Origin of the sequence: Spirosoma pollinicola (genome assembly GCF_002831565.1) — a bacterium.
Taxonomy (GTDB): Bacteria; Bacteroidota; Bacteroidia; order Cytophagales; family Spirosomataceae; genus Spirosoma; species Spirosoma pollinicola.
The window spans coordinates 1,353,985-1,370,649 of record NZ_CP025096.1; the positions used below are offsets into that span (position 1 = coordinate 1,353,985).

Below are 16,665 nucleotides of genomic sequence, written 5' to 3' on the forward strand. Positions count from 1 at the left end.
TACAAACACAAGAATGCCCGGCCAAACGGTCGGGCATTCTTGTGTTTGTAGTAAACCGCAATTTACATTTAGGGCATCAATACCGTGTCGATTACGTGGATCACGCCGTTTGACTGGTTCACATCAGCAATCGTTACCGTTGATGTACCACCTTTGGCATCCATCAATTCGATTTTTTTACCTTTCATCATAGCGGTTAGCGTACCGCCCGAAACTGTATTCAGTGTGGCTTTTCCACCGCCATCTGTAATAGCCTTCATCAGATCAGCCGCGCTCATTTTGCCTGATACAACGTGGTAGGTCAGGATTTTAGTCAGCGTTTCTTTGCTTTCTGGTTTTACCAGCGTTTCAACTGTGCCTTTAGGCAGTTTGTCGAACGCTTTGTTCGTAGGAGCAAACACCGTGAATGGACCGGGACCCGAAAGCGTCTCTACCAAACCTGCGGCTTTCACGGCGGCTACGAGCGTGGTATGGTCTTTCGAATTCACTGCATTTTCAATGATGTTCTTTGATGGATACATAGGTGCACCACCAACCGTTACTGTCTTTTCCTGTGCAAATGAAACCTGGCTGATAGCCGATAAAGCAACAATCGAGAATAGTAGTTTAAGCGTCTTCATGTCGTTATTTTTTTGACTGGTTCAAAATGTGTGTTGAATGTTTTTACTCTGTTTGTCGACAACATGAAGACTTACGGCGATTGAGTAACGTTTGGATTTAATTTACCGAAAAATATTTTTAATTCACTGGTAGTAAGTAAGTTAAATATATTTTCGCTCTAAGCCTGATAATTTGGTTTGAGTAAAATATACTATGATTGATTAATCAAAATGTTTACAGAAAGAAAAAAAATTTACGGAGTGTTATTAATTTTAACGCATTCCTCAGTTCACTAACACGCGTAAAAAAATGGTCGGTATAAACTAAAAAATTTAGTTTATACCGACCATTTTTTTACACTAATTCAGTTCATTAAACCGCTGCTTTACAACAGTGACAGCCACCGCTCATAAGCGTCTCGCTAGGCTTGTTGTGCCCGCATGTCAGGCTCTATTGTTTTGGTCACGTGACGCTCTCGTTTTTCGGTACCTATTTCCGTTGCCTTAGAATGGGTAATTCGCGGATACGGAATTTATCCTCTTCAAAAATCACTAAAGCGCCATCTTCCAATGGTCGGCAAATGAGTGACCAGTTATCGGTCAATAGCTTATAAAACAGACTACTGTTGATTTTATCAATTCTGAAAAGAATGACTGATGGCTTACTTGTGCCGAAAAAAGAAAGTAGTGTGCCAAAGTCTGTATCGTGTGTTAAAATGACTTCTCCTGTCGCAGCAGCCTCCTGAATAATATGTAAATCACTAGTCGTCGGACTCATGCAAATCGGTACCCAACGGTATGAGTGACCAAGTGTTTTGAGGCTTTCTCCCAGAGACGGGGCATATTTACATCAAGCAAAAACTTCATTATTAAGCTGCTTTTTGAAGCGGAAAAAATTCTCATGCAGCATCTCTGATGAGAAGGATAAGGCTTCAAGGATGTCTTCGCGTTCCAGAAAAGGAAATTCAGTTAGTAAAGCCTCATAGGTCATTCCGCTGCTTAAATACGCCAATAATGAAGTTACCGGAAATCGTATGCCACGTATACATGGTTTGCCTGTGCATACATCTGGGTCGATTGTAATACGCGGGTACCGAGGATGGACGTATTTCATGACGAGTGTGTTTTTTGTAAAAATACGGATAAACATAATTAAACTGAACCGCAGTTTTACAACAGTGCCAACCACCGCTCATAGGCGTCCCGGTAGGCTTGTTGTGCCCGCATATCGGGTTCAATGGTTTTGGTTACGTGCAGACCGGTGAAGGCTTCCTGGGCATTTTTGTAGTGGCCTAAACCTAGTCCGGCACCACGGGCCGCTCCCTGTGCGCCATCGGTATTGTAAAGTTCGATGGTGGCACCGGTCAGGTTAGCAAGTGTGTCGCGGAAGAGCGGACTGAGGAACATATTGGCTTCTCCCGCCCGAATCGTTTGCAGGCCAACACCAACGCTTTCCATAATCTGAATGCCATAGTATAAGGCAAAGACGATACCTTCCTGAGCCGCCCGAATCATGTGCGGCAACCCATGCCGATTGAGTTGAAGTCCGTGAAAAGACGCCCCTAGATCGGCGTTTTCGAGCATCCGCTCGGCACCGTTGCCGAAGGGTAAACAGACTAGTCCGTCAGCACCAACGGGTGCTTCGTGCGCCAGCATGTTCATGTCGGGGTAACTCACCGACCGTTGCAGTACCTGATTCCGTAACCAGCTATTCAAAATTCCCGTGCCATTCACACACAACAAAACCCCATAACGAGGAGCCGCAGGCGTATGACTGACGTGCAAAAATGTGTTTACCCGCGATTGAGGGTCGTAACTGGCCTGATCGCTAACGCCATACACCACACCCGACGTACCCGCCGTAGCGGCAATCTGACCCGGCTCCAGTACGTTGAGTGACAGGGCGTTATTCGGCTGGTCGCCCGCACGGTAGGTAACGGGTGTTCCGGCTGCAAGACCCAGCTCAGCGGCTGCCGATGCGGTCAATTCGCCTTGTGGTGCAAACGTCGGTTTGATGGTGGGTATAAGCGAGGCATCGAAACCGAAATAATCGAGCAGAAACTGAGCGGGCTGATCGGCCTGAAAATCCCAGAAAGCGCCTTCCGATAAACCCGAAGCCGTGGTGACGATATCGCCGGTCATGCGGGCCGCCAGATAATCGCCGGGGAGCATGAATTTGTCTACCTGAGCATACACGTCGGGCTCATTGGCTTTCACCCAGGCGAGTTTGGCGGCTGTAAAATTGCCCGGTGAGTTCAGTAGGTGATGCAGGGTTCGGTCATGGCCAAGCTCGTCGAAAGCACGGTTGCCGTAGGGAACGGCCCGGCTATCGCACCAGATGATTGACGGCCGAAGTACGTTGAAATCTTTGTCGACAACTATCAGACCGTGCATTTGGTAGGAGATACCAATGGCTTTCACATCGGCGGGCTGAACATTGGCTTTCTGCATAACAGCCTTGCTGGCCAGACAGGCATTTTTCCACCAGTTTTCAGGCTGTTGTTCGGCAAAACCGGCCTGGGGTGATTCAATGACCATTTCCGTTTCCGGAAAAAAGGCGGAAGCAACAGCTTTACCGCTATCGGCATCAACTAAACACGCTTTGACCGACGAACTGCCAAGGTCGAATCCAAGAAAATACATGTGGTTACCAGAGTTAAGGAATCTGGTACGAAAGTACAACGAGAAGGTGATAAACAAGTAACGGATTGTTCGGCAATTGGCGGCTGTACACCACGTAAACACTGAGCCTGATATAGAGGTTAGTGTCTGATAATCATTACACTTTTGTGCGATTTCCGCTATTCTTAGCCAATGCTCACTAACCAAACTATATGAATAACAAACGTATACTTTCTTTGGGGACGGCCTTCGTTGCTGTTTGTTTGACTATTCCGGATACTCATGCGCAGACGGATTCAGATCCTTTGTTTAACAAAAAACAAGTTTTCCGCACGCTCTCTGACCGGTGGGAACTTGACTCCACCACGCAAAAAGGTACATTTTTGGTTACGGCCTATAAACCATTATACGTGACCGCCGGACGATGGTCGAGCGATCCTAACGGACAACCGGTCAGTGAAAACCCGGCTTATAACTATCCATTCAATATACCTTTGGGCCGGTATGAAGCACGCTTTCAATTGAGTCTGAAAGTCAAGCTACTTCAGGGCATTTTTGGTAAACATGGCGACTTATGGGCTGGTTATACACAAAAATCACACTGGCAAATATATAACACAACCTTCTCACGCCCTTTTCGGGAAACTAACTATGAGCCGGAATTAATCCTGAACTTCGCGACAAACTTCTCGTTTCTAGGGTTGAAAACCCGCATGTTGGGAATAGCCTTCAACCACCAGTCGAACGGGCGGGCCATACCGCTTTCAAGAAGCTGGAACCGGGTCATTTTGCATGCCGGTTTTGAGCAGGGTAAATGGGTAATACTCTTCCGACCCTGGCTTCGACTACCGGATGCCGAAGATGAGAACCCGGCCATTACGGATAACATTGGTCGCGCCGATGCAACAGTCATCTATCGAACGGGGCGCCATCTTTTCTCAGCCGTAGGGAGCCATTCACTAAGGGGCGGTACTAAAAATAGGGGACAGGTGCAGTTCGACTGGACGTTTCCGGTAACGGGCAACCTGCGTGGTGATCTTCAGATTCTGCACGGCTACGGCGAAACACTAATCGACTACAACCATAAGCAAACAACAATTGGAGTAGCGGTGTCATTGGTCGATTGGTTATGAGCATTGGAAACGTGACCAGATACAGATGAAGATCAACGTTTTTTTATAAAAAAATGGAACGCGGATGGCACGGATTATACGGATATCCACGGATTATTTCCGTTCAAATCTGTAGATATCTGTATAATCCGTGCCATCCGCGTTCCATTTTGTGAGGCTTGATGTGTCAACTATGAGCATGCGAATAAACTGATAGTTGACACAATTCTTACCAGCCGGAACCCAGAAAATGCACAGAAAATCTAACTTGCGCTGCTATTTCAAGCCTTCCTGTTCTATGCGCTCGTTTCAACTCCTGCTCTTATTTTTAGTACTACAAACCACTACTTTCGCCCAGATACCCGCCCCGGACTGGACAAATCAATATTGGCCTGCCCGCTGGATTCTGCATCCTGTAGCCCCCGCACGCCAATACGGTATCTATCACGTTCGGAAAGCGATTGAACTGGCTCAGAAGCCTGCTCGGTTTGTCGTGCATGTCTCAGCCGACAATCGTTATCGGTTGTTTGTGAATGGCAAATCGGTGGCGATGGGTCCCGCTCGAAGCGATACCCAAAACTGGAATTACGAAACCCTCGATCTGGCTCCTTATTTACAGGCGGGCCGCAATGTACTGGCAGCTCAGGTGTGGTACATGGGTGAGGGCGCCCCCTTTGCCCAGATGAGCTACCAGCTTGGATTTTTGCTACAGGGCGATGGCGAAACCGAAAAGGTAGCCAATACTGATGCCAGTTGGAAGATTTACCAGAACCCGGCTTATTCGCCCATTAAAAACGACATTCCAAAACTCAGAACCTACATTGTGGCTGGTGATGGCGACCGGGTCGATGCTGCCAAATACCCCTGGGGCTGGGAGCAACCTAATTTTGATGATAAAGCCTGGGTTGCCGCCAAACCGCTTGGGTTTGGTACAAAACCACGTGGTTTCGGAACGGACGGAAACTGGCAACTGGTGCCGCGTACTATTCCGATGATGGAAGAAGGAGTGGTGCGGCTGGCCACCGTTCGGCGGAGCGAAAAGGGGAAAATGGACAATGCTTTTCTGCAAGGGAAAGCACCAACAACGGTTTCAGCCAATACTAAAGCCGTGTTCCTGCTCGATCAGGGCTACCTCACCAATGCCTATCCCGAACTGACCGTGAGTCAGGGGAAAGGGGCCACCATAACGCTTGCCTATGCCGAAGCATTGATAGATGCGAAGAACCAGAAGGGCAATAGAAACGAGGTAGAAGGACGGACACTACTTGGTTTCGAAGATCAGTTTATTGCCGACGGTACGCCCAAACGGACGTTTCGGCCGCTTTGGTTTCGCACGTACCGGTATCTGCAATTGACCATAGAAACCAAAGATGAACCGCTGGTTCTGGACGATCTGCTGGGCCAGTTTACGGGTTACCCATTCCAGGAAAAAGCGCAGTTTGCCACCAGCGATACTACCCTCAAAGCCATCTGGAACGTGGGCTGGCGAACGGCCCGCCTGTGTGCGGGCGAAACCTATTATGATTGCCCCTATTACGAGCAATTGCAATACACGGGCGATACGCGCATTCAGTCCATGATTTCGCTTTACGTGTCGGGTGATGACCGGCTGATGCGCAAGGCCATTATGGATTATGACCATAGCCGGTTCAACGATGGCCTGACGCAAAGCCGTTATCCGTCCGCTGATTTTCAGGTGATTCCGACCTTTTCGCTTTTCTGGGTTTGCATGATCCACGACTATTGGATGCACCGTCAGGACGACGATTTTATAAAGTCAAGGTTACCCGGTATTCTTAGCGTACTGAACTGGCACGAACAGCGCATTGCCAAAACGGGTTTGAACGGCCCGCTTGAGTGGTGGAATTTTGTGGACTGGTCGGCCTGGAAAAACGCGAAAGATGAAACGAGTGGGGGAGTTCCGGCGGGTGCGCGAAAAGGCGGTTCGAGCATTCTGTCGCTTCAACAAGCCTACACCTATTTCCGGGCGGGGGATTTGCTGGCGCACTACGGCCAGAATGAACAAGCCGAACACTATCGGGACTTGGGCCGGAAGTTGAATAAAGCGGTGTTTGCCCAATGTTACGACGCCGGGCGCGGTCTTTTCGCCGACACGCCGGACAAGACATCGTTCAGCCAGCACGCCAATATTCTGGCTGTGTTGACCGATGCCGTGCCTGCGGCTCAGCAAGCGGCCCTTTTGCAGAAAACAATGGCCGATACGTCACTGACTCAGGCTACTTTTTACTTCAAATATTACCTGTTCGAAGCCCTCAAAAAAACGGGCCTTGGCGATCAATTCATAGCCCAGCTAAAGCCCTGGCGCGATATGCTGGCAATGGGCCTAACCACTTTCGCCGAAAACCCCGAACCGACGCGTTCCGATTGCCACGTTTGGAGTGCTTCGCCTTTGTATGAGTTTTTGTCTACCACCTGCGGTATTCGTTCGGCTGAGCCGGGTTTTAAATCAGTTCGTATCGAACCATTTATGGGTGATTTGACAACGGTAGACGGGAAAATGCCTCACCCACTCGGTGAAATCGCCGTGCAGTTTCAGAAAACCCCAACGGGCGGTTTAACCGGAACCGTTACACTCCCGGCTAATCTGACAGGAACGCTACGCTGGAAAGGAAAATCGCTGCCACTGAAAGCCGGGAAACAGGATGTGAGTTTATAGGGTTGTGAATTGGCGGCTCGTTTACAACTGCTTAGCCCCTACAACCTGCCCGTTGTCTGTGCGTTGCACATATACCAGCACAGCCGTTTGATTGGTAGTGAGGCCAGTAGGTAAGGGGAGGGTAACGCTGCCCGACTTTTCAGCGTTGTCGATGGTTTTGAATTGACGAACAACATTGGTGTTCACCAGCGTTCGTCCTCCGTTTTCGCCATTTTTTACGTCGGTGCGGGCTTCCTTCTGGACTAACGCAACATTGACCCGATAGGGACCCGCCGTCGACAACTCGTAATTAACCGTTACTTGCTTGTCATTGCGGGTAACGCTGCCATCGACGCCCACAAAGGCTGCTGTAGGCTGGTTCTGAATCGTTTGGATAGCCTGTTCAATTTTGGCTTTCTGGCCGCCAATTACATCCTGACGCCCGTTAATAACCAGTTGGGGCGTATAGGTCTGGCTGCTCAACGCGCGGTCGTATTGCCGTTGGCGATCGGTAAAAAGTTTACTGCTGAACGGGTCCTGCCAGCCCAGCCGATTCCAGTAGTCAACGTGGAAAGACAGGCCATAAACCAGTTTTCCGGAGCGGGCGGCTTGCTGGGTTATATCCTGCAAGGCTTTGTCGGCGGGCGGGCAGCTGGAGCAGCCCTGCGACGTGAATAATTCCAGCACCACAACAGGCTGAGGAGCCGGTTTCGCTGGTTTTTTTGGAGATAGCATCCCGAAGAATGCCATGAGAATGAGTAAGTAGTTCATACCGATTTTTTGTCTAAATCAAACCTATAAGGTTTCTAAAAACCTTATAGGTTTACTGCTTACAACCCTACATAATAATCATAACCCCGCTCGGTCCAGAAGTCGCGGGGGCGGGTGTCGGAAAAGAAAATCCGGCCAATACGCTTAAGGTTTTTTACTCCGTATTTAACCGGAATAATCAGCCGGAGAGGTGCCCCGTGTGGTGCCGTAATAGGCTCTCCATTCAGTTCATAGGCCAGTAAGGTTTGGGGATGCATGGCACTTTCTATGTCAATGCCTACATAGTAGCCTTTGTCGGGCGTTTCCATACCGACGTGTTTGAACAGATCGTCGGTCGCATCGGGATTGGGGGCGTTGCCGCTTTTGGTACCGAGTTTGTATTTTTCCAGAAAATCGGACAGTCGTGCGCCACTCCAGTGCTGCACCTGGCTCCAGCCCTCAATGCACTTGAACTCATACACCATATCGTATTTGGGCAGGGCCTTAACGTCGTCGATAGTTAGCATCAGCGGTTCGGCACCCGGCCGGTCGATCTGCAGTTTCCAGTCTTCGGGAATTGGTGTTTTGATGCCATCGTAGCCATTGACGCGGGCTTTTTGAGCCGCATCCTGTACCGAAAACGTGGGTACCATATGTGTGTTACTGAAATAGGTGCGGGCCACCTCTTCATTGACATCAAGCACCCGTCGCAACGGTTTCTTCACACCCAGTAGTTTCGGGCTGTGCGTAATCCATTCGTAAACGCCAACGGGCACCGCAGCAGCCAAGGCAAACCAGCCAAATGATTGTATCATTCGTCGGCGGGCCACCGATTCGGGAATGTCGCTTTCGGGAAGTTTCGGTTCGGTAGGCTGGCTCATGATAAGGCTGGGGTAGGGGTTGGTAGAATCGGTTCGGTAGGTAGCTCACTGATAGGGTCGGGTAGTACCGATGGCCGTTCAGGATCGGTTGGTTTAACGACCTCAAAACCCGTTACCATCGACTGGAAGTTGTGCCAGCCCGCGCGAATCACCTGCCATACATGGATGAAGAAAAACAGGACGTAGCCAACCGTCAGAACGAAGTGTTCCAGTCGGGCCGCTTTGTATCCGCCCAGCAAACTTGTCAGCCACGAAAACTGTGTTGGTTTATAAATGGCAAAGCCCGTCAGCACGGAGCCAACGCCCATGAGCATAATGGAGAAATACGCGATTTTCTGCGCACCATTGTATTTGATAAAGGGCGGTTGCGTTTTGCGAAGACCGAAGTCATAGAGTGTCACCTGAATAGCCTCGCGAAACGAATGTCGATTGGGTACCAGGTGTCGCCACTCGCCCGACACGAAGGTATAGATAACATAAGCCAGCCCGTTGAGCATGAACAGCCACATGAATACCCAGTGCCAGGCCATGCCCTCGGCTAACCGACGTTGGGCACCCAAAAACGTATAGAATCCATCCGGGAAAAACGAAACCAGCGTGTAGCTTCCGATGGTAATTTTATAGGGATCGTAGGCCCAATAGATCAACAACCCGCTCCAGATCATGACGAACAGAACCGGGAAGTTGATCCAGTGAAACCACCGGATGGCCAGTGGGTGTTTGTGAACAATTCGTTTCATGGGTGAAAGATGGGGTAGTTAATTGACAGATAGCCTCAAACTTACTGTATAACGAATTAACGAAGAATTCGTGGGTTTCGATTGCCAAAGTTCAACCCAGTACGTAAAAAATACTAATTAACTTGCCATCACCTTTCTCAACAACGATGCCACCCTAGGGCAGACGTTCGGCTGCCGCTTACCCTGCCCTGCTATCAGGCATTTACGTTGATTTTGCCAATGAGCTTGTCTAACGTAATTGGGTAATCGCGAACCCTGACCCCGGTTGCATTATAGACGGCGTTGGCGACCGCTGCCGCTACGCCGACCAGACCCAGTTCGCCAACTCCTTTGGCTTTCATGGGCGACATGGTTGGGTCGAGGTCTTCGAGCAGGATGACTTCCTGATGGGGGATGTCGGCATGAACCGGCACTTCATAGCCTGCGAGATCGTGGTTCACAAAAAAGCCAACCTGTTTGTCTACTACCAGTTCCTCCATCAGGGCGGCTCCCACGCCCATCGTCATAGCCCCGATCACCTGACTGCGGGCGGCTTTGGGATTCAGAATACGACCGGCATGACAAACGGCCAGCATACGTCGTACCCGAATCTCACCGGTAAACTTATTTACGCCCACTTCCACGAAATGAGCGCCGAAGGTATCTTGGGCGTACTCCTGCGAAAGGGTACCGTAGGTCATGGCATCTTCCACCACCAGTTCGGCCGATTTGGCGGCTTCACCAAGCGGATAAATCCGATTGCCTGAGCGAACCTGCCCGTTCGTAAATTCGGCGTCTTCGCTCGGTAGACTAAGCGACTTCGCTACGGCTTCGCGGAGTTTCGTGCAAGCGGCATAAACGCCCGACGTAGCAGAGGCCGCGCCCCATTGCCCGCCGGAACCCGGTGATTCCGGGAATGTTGAATCGCCCAGTTTGACTACGACTTTATCCAAGGTAACGCCCATCATTTCAGCGGCCGTTTGCCCGATGATGGTATAGCTGCCGGTGCCAATATCGGTCATGTCGGTCTCGACCGTAACCACGCCATCCCGATTCAGCCGTACCCGCGCGGCCGACTTCATGATGGGTGCCCCCCGAATGGCCGACGCCACGCCCATGCCGATTAACCATTGCCCATCCCGCAGGGTGCTGGGTTTGGCTTGCCGCCGATTCCAGCCAAAACGCTCAGCCCCGGTTTGCAGGCACTCGACCAGTTTTCGGGTGGAAAATTTACGTCCTGGCTTTTCCGGGTCTACCTGCGTATCATTTTTAATTCGCAAGGTAACCGGGTCCATGTTCAGCTTCTCGGCCAGTTCATCCATGGCAATTTCCAACGTCATCATACCCGTCGCTTCCCCCGGTGCACGCATGGCGTTGCCTTCGGCCAGATCGAGAACGGCCAGCCGCAGCTCGGTGAACCTATTGGCCCCTGCGTACAGCAGCTTGGTCGACGCGGTGGCCGATTCGGTTCGTCCGCCCGGAATATTGCCCGACCAGCTTTCGTGGCCAATGGCGGTGATGGTGCCGTCGGGTGTTGCGCCGATTCGGATGCGCTGGATGGTGGCCGGTCGGTGGGTTGTGTTGTTGAAGATCAGCGGTCTGGGTAAAGCCACCTTCACCGGACGACCAGCCGCCTTAGCCGCCAGCGAAGCCATTACGATATCCGACAGGGCCGTACCTTTTCCGCCGAAGCCCCCACCAATGAAGGCCGAAATCAGCCGGATGTTCTCTTTCGGAATACCCAGAATAGCGCCTAGATCCCGCGCGCCCCAGTTGAGTTGTTGCACGGAACACCAGCACGTTAGATTATCACCGTCCCACCGGGCGATGGTGGCGTGCGGCTCCATCATGGCGTGCGACTGGTCGGGGGTGGTATAGGTTTGGTCCAGGGTGACGGGTGCCGACGCAAACGCCCCGGCAAAATCACCGACGCTGGTCTGCGGTGCCCCCCCGAACGGCCCTTGTTTCGGTACGGGAGCCGAATCTTTGGCGGCTGCCAGATCAAACGCTCCTTTGGTCTTCGTGTAGCTTATTTTCAGTAGCGAAGCCGCAGCCCGTGCCTGCTCGAAGGTCTCGGCAACCACCACTGCAATAGCCTGGTGGTAATGGTCGATCTCCGGCCCTGCCAGTAGCCGGTCGGCGTAGAATTTCCCCGGTTGGGTTGGTCCGGCATTGGCGGCTGTCACGATGGCGAGAACACCGGGTGCGGCCTTTGCTTTTGCCTGGTCGATGGACTTGATGCGTCCTTTAGCAATACCGGCGCCGACAACGTACCCGTACGCGTGATTCGATACGGCCTCATTATATTCGTAGGCATACTTGGCCGTTCCCGTTGTTTTCAACGGTCCCTCGATGCGGTCGGTTGGTTTGCCAATCACCTTCAACTGGTCGATTGGATTGATTCCTGCGGGCGTTTCAAATTTCATGTTAGTGTCCCCCTTCGTTTAAAACGGCCTCCAGTGTGGCTTCAACCAGTGCCAGTTTGAATTCATTTTCGTTCGTTGGCCGGGCGCCTTTCAGCAGTTGAGCGGTAAACGCCTTCGCGCCCGAAGGCAGTAGTTTCTCGGCGGCTTCTACGCGCCAGGGCCGGGGCGCTATACCCCCAATCGCCACGCGCCCGCTGCCATCTTTCTGTAAAATCGCACCTACCGAAACCAGCGCAAAGGCGTAAGAGCTGCGGTCGCGAACCTTGTGGTAGATATGCACCCCGCCTACGGGTGGCGGAAGCACCACCGCCGTAATCAGTTCGCCTTTTTCCAACGCTGTTTCTACCTGTGGCGTTTTGCCCGGCAAGCGGTGGAACTGGGCCATTGGAATGGTGCGGGTTTTACCGGCTGGGTTTACCGTTTCTACCACCGCGTCGAGGGCCCGCATGGCAACCGCCATATCGCCGGGGTACGTGGCAATACACGAGTCGCTGGTACCAATAATGCCAAGTTGGCGACTGAAGCCGGCAATGGCCGCGCAGCCGCTACCCGGCACGCGTTTATTGCAGAGTTGGTTGGTGTCGTAAAAATAGGGACAGCGGGTACGTTGCAGCAGATTACCCGCCGTGGTGGCTTTGTTGCGCAACTGCCCCGAAGCACCCGCCAGCACGGCTCTCGCCAGCAAGCCATAATCCCGACGCACGGTGCCGTTTGCGGCCAGATCGGTGTTGCTCACCAGCGCCCCAATGCGCAACCCGCCGGTTGGCGTTGGCTCAATTTTGTCGAGGCCAATCTTTCCAACGTCAATTAAATGCGCGGGGGTTTCAATTTCCAGTTTCATCAGATCCAGGAGATTGGTGCCCCCGGCCAGGAATTTTGCGCCCGGCGTACGGACAGCGGCTTTTGCAGCTTCGGCTGGCGTATGAACGCGCTCGTAGGTGAATGTTTTCATAGGTCGCTGATTTAGATAGTTCCCGCCACTTCGCTCATCGCTTCGGCAATGTTTGAATAGGCCCCGCACCGGCAGATATTGCCACTCATTCGTTCTCGTAGCTCTATATTGGTCTCTTTGGGATTCTCCAGCAGATCGGCGCTGACGTGGCTGGGAATGCCCGCCTTGATTTCATTCAGCACCGCCACGGCCGAACAGATCTGCCCCGGTGTGCAGTAGCCACATTGATAGCCATCATGCTTGATAAAAGCCGCCTGCATGGGGTGTAACTCCTTCGGCGTGCCTATGCCTTCGATGGTGGTAATGGTGTCGCCCTGATGTTGAAGGGCCAGCGACAGGCAGGAATTGATCCGCTGGTTATTAACCAGCACCGTACACGCGCCACACTGACCGTGATCGCAACCTTTTTTAGTCCCCGTAAACTGAAGATGCTCCCGAAGCACGTCGAGCAGCGTGGTTCGGGTGTCCATTTCCAGATTGTGGCTTGCTCCATTGACCGTAAACGACACCTTCGCCAACGAAAGTGGCACCGTATGCGGGGCGGCTTGCACGCCGGTCAGGTTCGTGAAAGCAAGGGCGGCAACGGCGGCTGTCGTTCCCGCAATCATTTCGCGCCGGGTAATCATCGACTCGTTCGACTCGTCCATAGTTTTATCGTTTGTCTGTCGTGGTAGTTGCTGGGTCGATCTTCACTTCCCGGATCACGCCGATGGCGTTGGCAATGCGAGGAAAGCCGATATAGGGATAAAGCTGCACCATGGCCGAAAGCAACGTTTCTGTATCGTTACCAACTTTCAGATTCCCGACCGCGTGAGATTCCATTTGGCGTTCGGTGCCGCCCAGAGTAGCTAAAGCACAGAAGATCATCAGTTCGCGGGTTTTAAGGTCCAGCCCTTCCCGCGTGTAGAAATCGCCAAAACACGATTCGGTCAGCAGGCGCGGGATTGCCTCCGCAAATTCGCCCGGCAGGGTTTTCATGTTCTGCTTCATGCTGTCGCCGTAGAGCGGAACCTGCTTTTCGGCGCCTTTCTCAAGCCGCTGCCCTTCCTGTACGGTCCCTTGAGTGGCCAGCGGTAAGGTGATATGACGACTTTCAAACACCTTGTTGATAGCGTCCATGGAGTTTAGCACCTTTGGATAGCCAATGAAGGGAGCCAACTGGTAGATGACTTCCCTGATCTCGAGGGGCGTTACGCCAATGTTTAGGGCGGCACCGGTGTGCGCAGTCAGTTGGGGAAGGGTTTGATTGGTCGCCAGGGCTGTAATCGTAATTAGCTCCCGGGTTTTGTCGGTCAGATTACCAACGTAAAACACCTCGCCGAAGATGAACCGTTGCAGGATCGTCAGCAGTTCGGGGTCGGTTTTGCTGGCCATAATTTCCTGTTGAAATAATGCCTGATAGGTCTTCTGGGTACGTTCAATGCGGTTCATAGTCATAGTTTGTTGAGTAGTAGGCTTGTTTGATACTTGTCCCAGTGAAGAGCTTATCGACAGGGCAATCAGCGAGCCGGTTAAAAGAAAATGGTTCATGGTGTTGAGGTTGTGTCAATTCGATGCCATCCGGTATTCATTCGGGGATTGGCCGACGTGCTGCTTGAACAGCCGCGTAAAGTGCTGGGGATATTTGAAACCCATGTTGTAAGCCACTTCGCTTATCGACTTGCTGGCATCGAACACTTTTTCTTTCGCTACCTCAATCACCTTGGTGTGGATATAGTCCTTAGCCGATTTGCCAGTTTCCTTCTTGACCAGCTCACCGAAATAGTTGGCCGATAAATTCAGTTGATCGGCGCAGTAGCCTACCGACGGCAGGCCCAATGTCTGGGGTTTATCGGAGTCGAAATAAGTATCCAGTAGTTCTTCAAACCGGACCAGAACATCTTTATTCAGGTGTTCGCGGGTGATAAACTGCCGGTCGTAAAACCGGACGCAGTAGTTTAGAAACAGCTCAATGGCGCTGACGATCAACGTCCGGCTGTGTTTATCGATGGGGTGATCCAGTTCGTACTGGATTTTCTGGAAGCATTCGAGCACCAGCTGCCGCTCCCGATCAGAGATATGCAGGGCTTCGTTGACGTCGTAGCTAAAAAAATCGTAGTCCTTAATGTGCTTCCCCAATGACGTTCCACGAAGCAGATCGGGGTGGAAAGCCAGTGCCCATCCGTTCGGCTGGAGCGTGTCTACGTCTTCATCGAAGCCAAACACCTGTCCCGGTGCAATGAACAGCAGCGTTTCATCCTGGTAGTCATATTGATTCCGACCGTATTGCAGCGGTGAACACTTGGCATCTTTCAAAAAGATGATGTATAACTCCGACAACTGACGGGCGGGCTGGATGAGGGTCGATTTAGACTGATCCAGCACGCTCACCAACGGATGCAGGGTTTGCTGTCCGCGCTTGGCGTTGAACTGGGAAACACTGTCTACTTTTTTGATTTTATCCATTGGTTTATCGGTCAACTAACTCAAAACTAACGGATGTGTGGGACGGATGTTTGCCTCCTTCGCCCAATCGGTAATTATGGTAAGTAAAACCGGAATCTGTATAAGTAGCCAGAGAAAGATTAGGAGACCTTTGTCCTATCGAAATGTCCTATCCCCTTGTCCGTAAGCGCAATACATACTTGGTTTTTTTGTCATCCCGACCGGTCCGCTGGTGCGGTCAGGAGGGATCTCCGGTAACAGGCCATTTCTAGCTAGTACCGGAGATCCCTCCTGACCGCACCGGCGGACCGGTCGGGATGACAAAAAACTTAAATTACGCTGTACTTAGTAGGCGAAGGCATAAGCACCTTAAACCATTAAACGAGCCAATGATGAGTATACTGAAATGGGCGTTACCCGCTGTGACCGGATTGATGTTGACAGTAGGTGCGCAGGCGCAGACAACGGCCGACAGCACGCAGAAAAAAGCAGAAAAGAAGTACCAGGCCGGGCCGCGTCAGGCCCGTGCGCCTAAAACGCAACCGTTTGGAGCCAGCGCCTTTGGGGCGTCAAAATCAACGACAATCCGGTGGCTGGGTTTTGCCGGTTTCTTTGTCAACTCACGCGGCACCACGTTCATGGTCGATCCGGTGCTGGAAGGGTTTGATATGCCCGTCCTGATCGACTTTCCGATTGCGCCCAAAGACGTACCCAAACTGGATGCCGTTCTGGTGACGCATGCCGATAATGACCATTTCAGCGTACCTACCAATCAGGACCTGAAAAGCGTAACGAAAGCCTATCATTCAACGATTTACGTCGACTCGCTGATGCAGAACCTGGGCCTGCCCGCACAGGGTCATACCATTGGTGATACCTTCAAGTTTGGACCTATCCAGGTGAAGCTCACCACCGCCGATCATGCGTACCAGAACGCCTATCCGGGCATGAGTAAACGTCATTTCAAGAATGAAGATGCCTGTGGTTTCTGGATCGAAACGCCCGACGGGAACATCTGGGCCACGGGCGATTCCCGCCTGATACCAAGCCACCTGACGATGCCCACACCGGATGCTATCTTCTTCGACTTCTCAGACAGCGAGTGGCATTTTACGTTCGAGGGCGCGGTGAAAATTGCCAATGCGTACCCGAATACGCCCCTTTTGCTGTGCCATTGGGGATCAGTAGACTCTCCGGATTTCGCGCCATTTAACGGCGATCCAGAAAAACTGGCCAAAGCAATCGTTAATCCGGGCCGAATTAAGGTGCTGGCCCCGGGCGAACCGTATACGCTCAGCCGGTTGAAAAAATCAGACAAGAAGTAGCGTGAGCTGACTTGCTGCGACCTTATGCTTCTGTAGGGAGTAATACCAATAAACAGTCAATACGTTTAAGGATGGAGCACTGTACTGCGGTCTGATTTTCCCTGCTTTTTAGATAGGTAAAATTGACCGTGTCGAGCCTTCTTTTGTAGGGGTCAATTAACAGAACCGGCCTTCGCTGACTACTGGTTCGATCTATCGA

At 51.7% G+C, this 16,665-nt stretch carries 15 protein-coding genes; 3 read left to right on the forward strand and 12 right to left on the reverse strand.

The genetic code is table 11. The annotated features are described in order from the left end of the window. Positions 1–68: 68 nt before the first annotated feature. From CWM47_RS05885 to CWM47_RS05900, 4 genes are all read right to left on the reverse strand, one after another. Positions 69–620, reverse strand: a complete 552-nt coding sequence (locus CWM47_RS05885; protein ID WP_100987095.1) for a fasciclin domain-containing protein — start codon at positions 618–620, stop codon at positions 69–71. A gap of 469 nt (positions 621–1,089) precedes the next feature. Then, positions 1,090–1,431, reverse strand: coding sequence for a DUF5615 family PIN-like protein (locus tag CWM47_RS05890; protein WP_170069491.1), 342 nt, complete (start codon positions 1,429–1,431; stop codon positions 1,090–1,092). 18 nt (positions 1,432–1,449) lie between these two features. Next, the gene (locus CWM47_RS05895) at positions 1,450–1,713 is read right to left on the reverse strand and encodes a DUF433 domain-containing protein (RefSeq protein WP_100993753.1); all 264 of its coding nucleotides are present in this window, start codon (positions 1,711–1,713) and stop codon (positions 1,450–1,452) included. A gap of 56 nt (positions 1,714–1,769) precedes the next feature. Continuing rightward, entirely contained in the window at positions 1,770–3,242 is a 1,473-nt protein-coding gene (locus tag CWM47_RS05900; protein ID WP_100987099.1) for a xylulokinase, read from the reverse strand. 191 nt (positions 3,243–3,433) lie between these two features. On the opposite strand from CWM47_RS05900, the gene CWM47_RS05905 reads away from it, so the two are divergent. Together CWM47_RS05905 and CWM47_RS05910 are read left to right on the forward strand one after the other, a co-directional pair. Further along, positions 3,434–4,354 carry a phospholipase A gene (locus tag CWM47_RS05905; protein ID WP_100987101.1) on the forward strand — a complete coding sequence of 307 codons (921 nt, stop codon included), beginning with the start codon at positions 3,434–3,436 and terminating at the stop codon, positions 4,352–4,354. 277 nt (positions 4,355–4,631) lie between these two features. Then, a complete protein-coding gene (locus tag CWM47_RS05910) occupies positions 4,632–7,010 on the forward strand; it encodes a family 78 glycoside hydrolase catalytic domain (RefSeq protein ID WP_100987103.1) in 2,379 nt (792 codons plus the stop codon). A 21-nt stretch (positions 7,011–7,031) separates the two neighbouring features. Here the strand turns inward: CWM47_RS05910 and CWM47_RS05915 are convergent, their stop codons facing one another. From CWM47_RS05915 to CWM47_RS05950, 8 genes are all read right to left on the reverse strand, one after another. Further along, positions 7,032–7,760, reverse strand: coding sequence for a DUF1223 domain-containing protein (locus CWM47_RS05915; protein WP_100987105.1), 729 nt, complete (start codon positions 7,758–7,760; stop codon positions 7,032–7,034). Positions 7,761–7,819: 59 nt separating this feature from the next. Then, positions 7,820–8,620: a molybdopterin-dependent oxidoreductase gene (locus tag CWM47_RS05920; protein WP_100987107.1), complete on the reverse strand. Its 801-nt coding sequence runs from the start codon at positions 8,618–8,620 to the stop codon at positions 7,820–7,822. Continuing rightward, entirely contained in the window at positions 8,617–9,360 is a 744-nt protein-coding gene (locus tag CWM47_RS05925) for a cytochrome b/b6 domain-containing protein (protein ID WP_100987109.1), read from the reverse strand. Before CWM47_RS05925 ends, CWM47_RS05920 begins: the two co-directional genes overlap by 4 nt. A 194-nt stretch (positions 9,361–9,554) precedes the next feature. Next, positions 9,555–11,765 carry an aldehyde oxidoreductase molybdenum-binding subunit PaoC gene (paoC, locus tag CWM47_RS05930; protein ID WP_100987111.1) on the reverse strand — a complete coding sequence of 737 codons (2,211 nt, stop codon included), beginning with the start codon at positions 11,763–11,765 and terminating at the stop codon, positions 9,555–9,557. Position 11,766: 1 nt separating this feature from the next. Continuing rightward, complete coding sequence (locus CWM47_RS05935; RefSeq protein ID WP_100987112.1) at positions 11,767–12,717, reverse strand: FAD binding domain-containing protein; 951 nt, start codon at positions 12,715–12,717, stop codon at positions 11,767–11,769. Positions 12,718–12,728: 11 nt separating this feature from the next. Then, positions 12,729–13,364, reverse strand: a complete 636-nt coding sequence (gene paoA, locus CWM47_RS05940) for an aldehyde dehydrogenase iron-sulfur subunit PaoA (protein ID WP_100987113.1) — start codon at positions 13,362–13,364, stop codon at positions 12,729–12,731. A gap of 4 nt (positions 13,365–13,368) precedes the next feature. After that, positions 13,369–14,247: a carboxymuconolactone decarboxylase family protein gene (locus CWM47_RS05945; protein ID WP_100987114.1), complete on the reverse strand. Its 879-nt coding sequence runs from the start codon at positions 14,245–14,247 to the stop codon at positions 13,369–13,371. A 15-nt stretch (positions 14,248–14,262) separates the two neighbouring features. After that, positions 14,263–15,162, reverse strand: a complete 900-nt coding sequence (locus CWM47_RS05950; protein WP_100987115.1) for a helix-turn-helix domain-containing protein — start codon at positions 15,160–15,162, stop codon at positions 14,263–14,265. A 368-nt stretch (positions 15,163–15,530) separates the two neighbouring features. On the opposite strand from CWM47_RS05950, the gene CWM47_RS05955 reads away from it, so the two are divergent. Beyond that, positions 15,531–16,466: an MBL fold metallo-hydrolase gene (locus tag CWM47_RS05955; protein ID WP_206170611.1), complete on the forward strand. Its 936-nt coding sequence runs from the start codon at positions 15,531–15,533 to the stop codon at positions 16,464–16,466. The last annotated feature ends 199 nt before the right edge of the window (positions 16,467–16,665 follow it).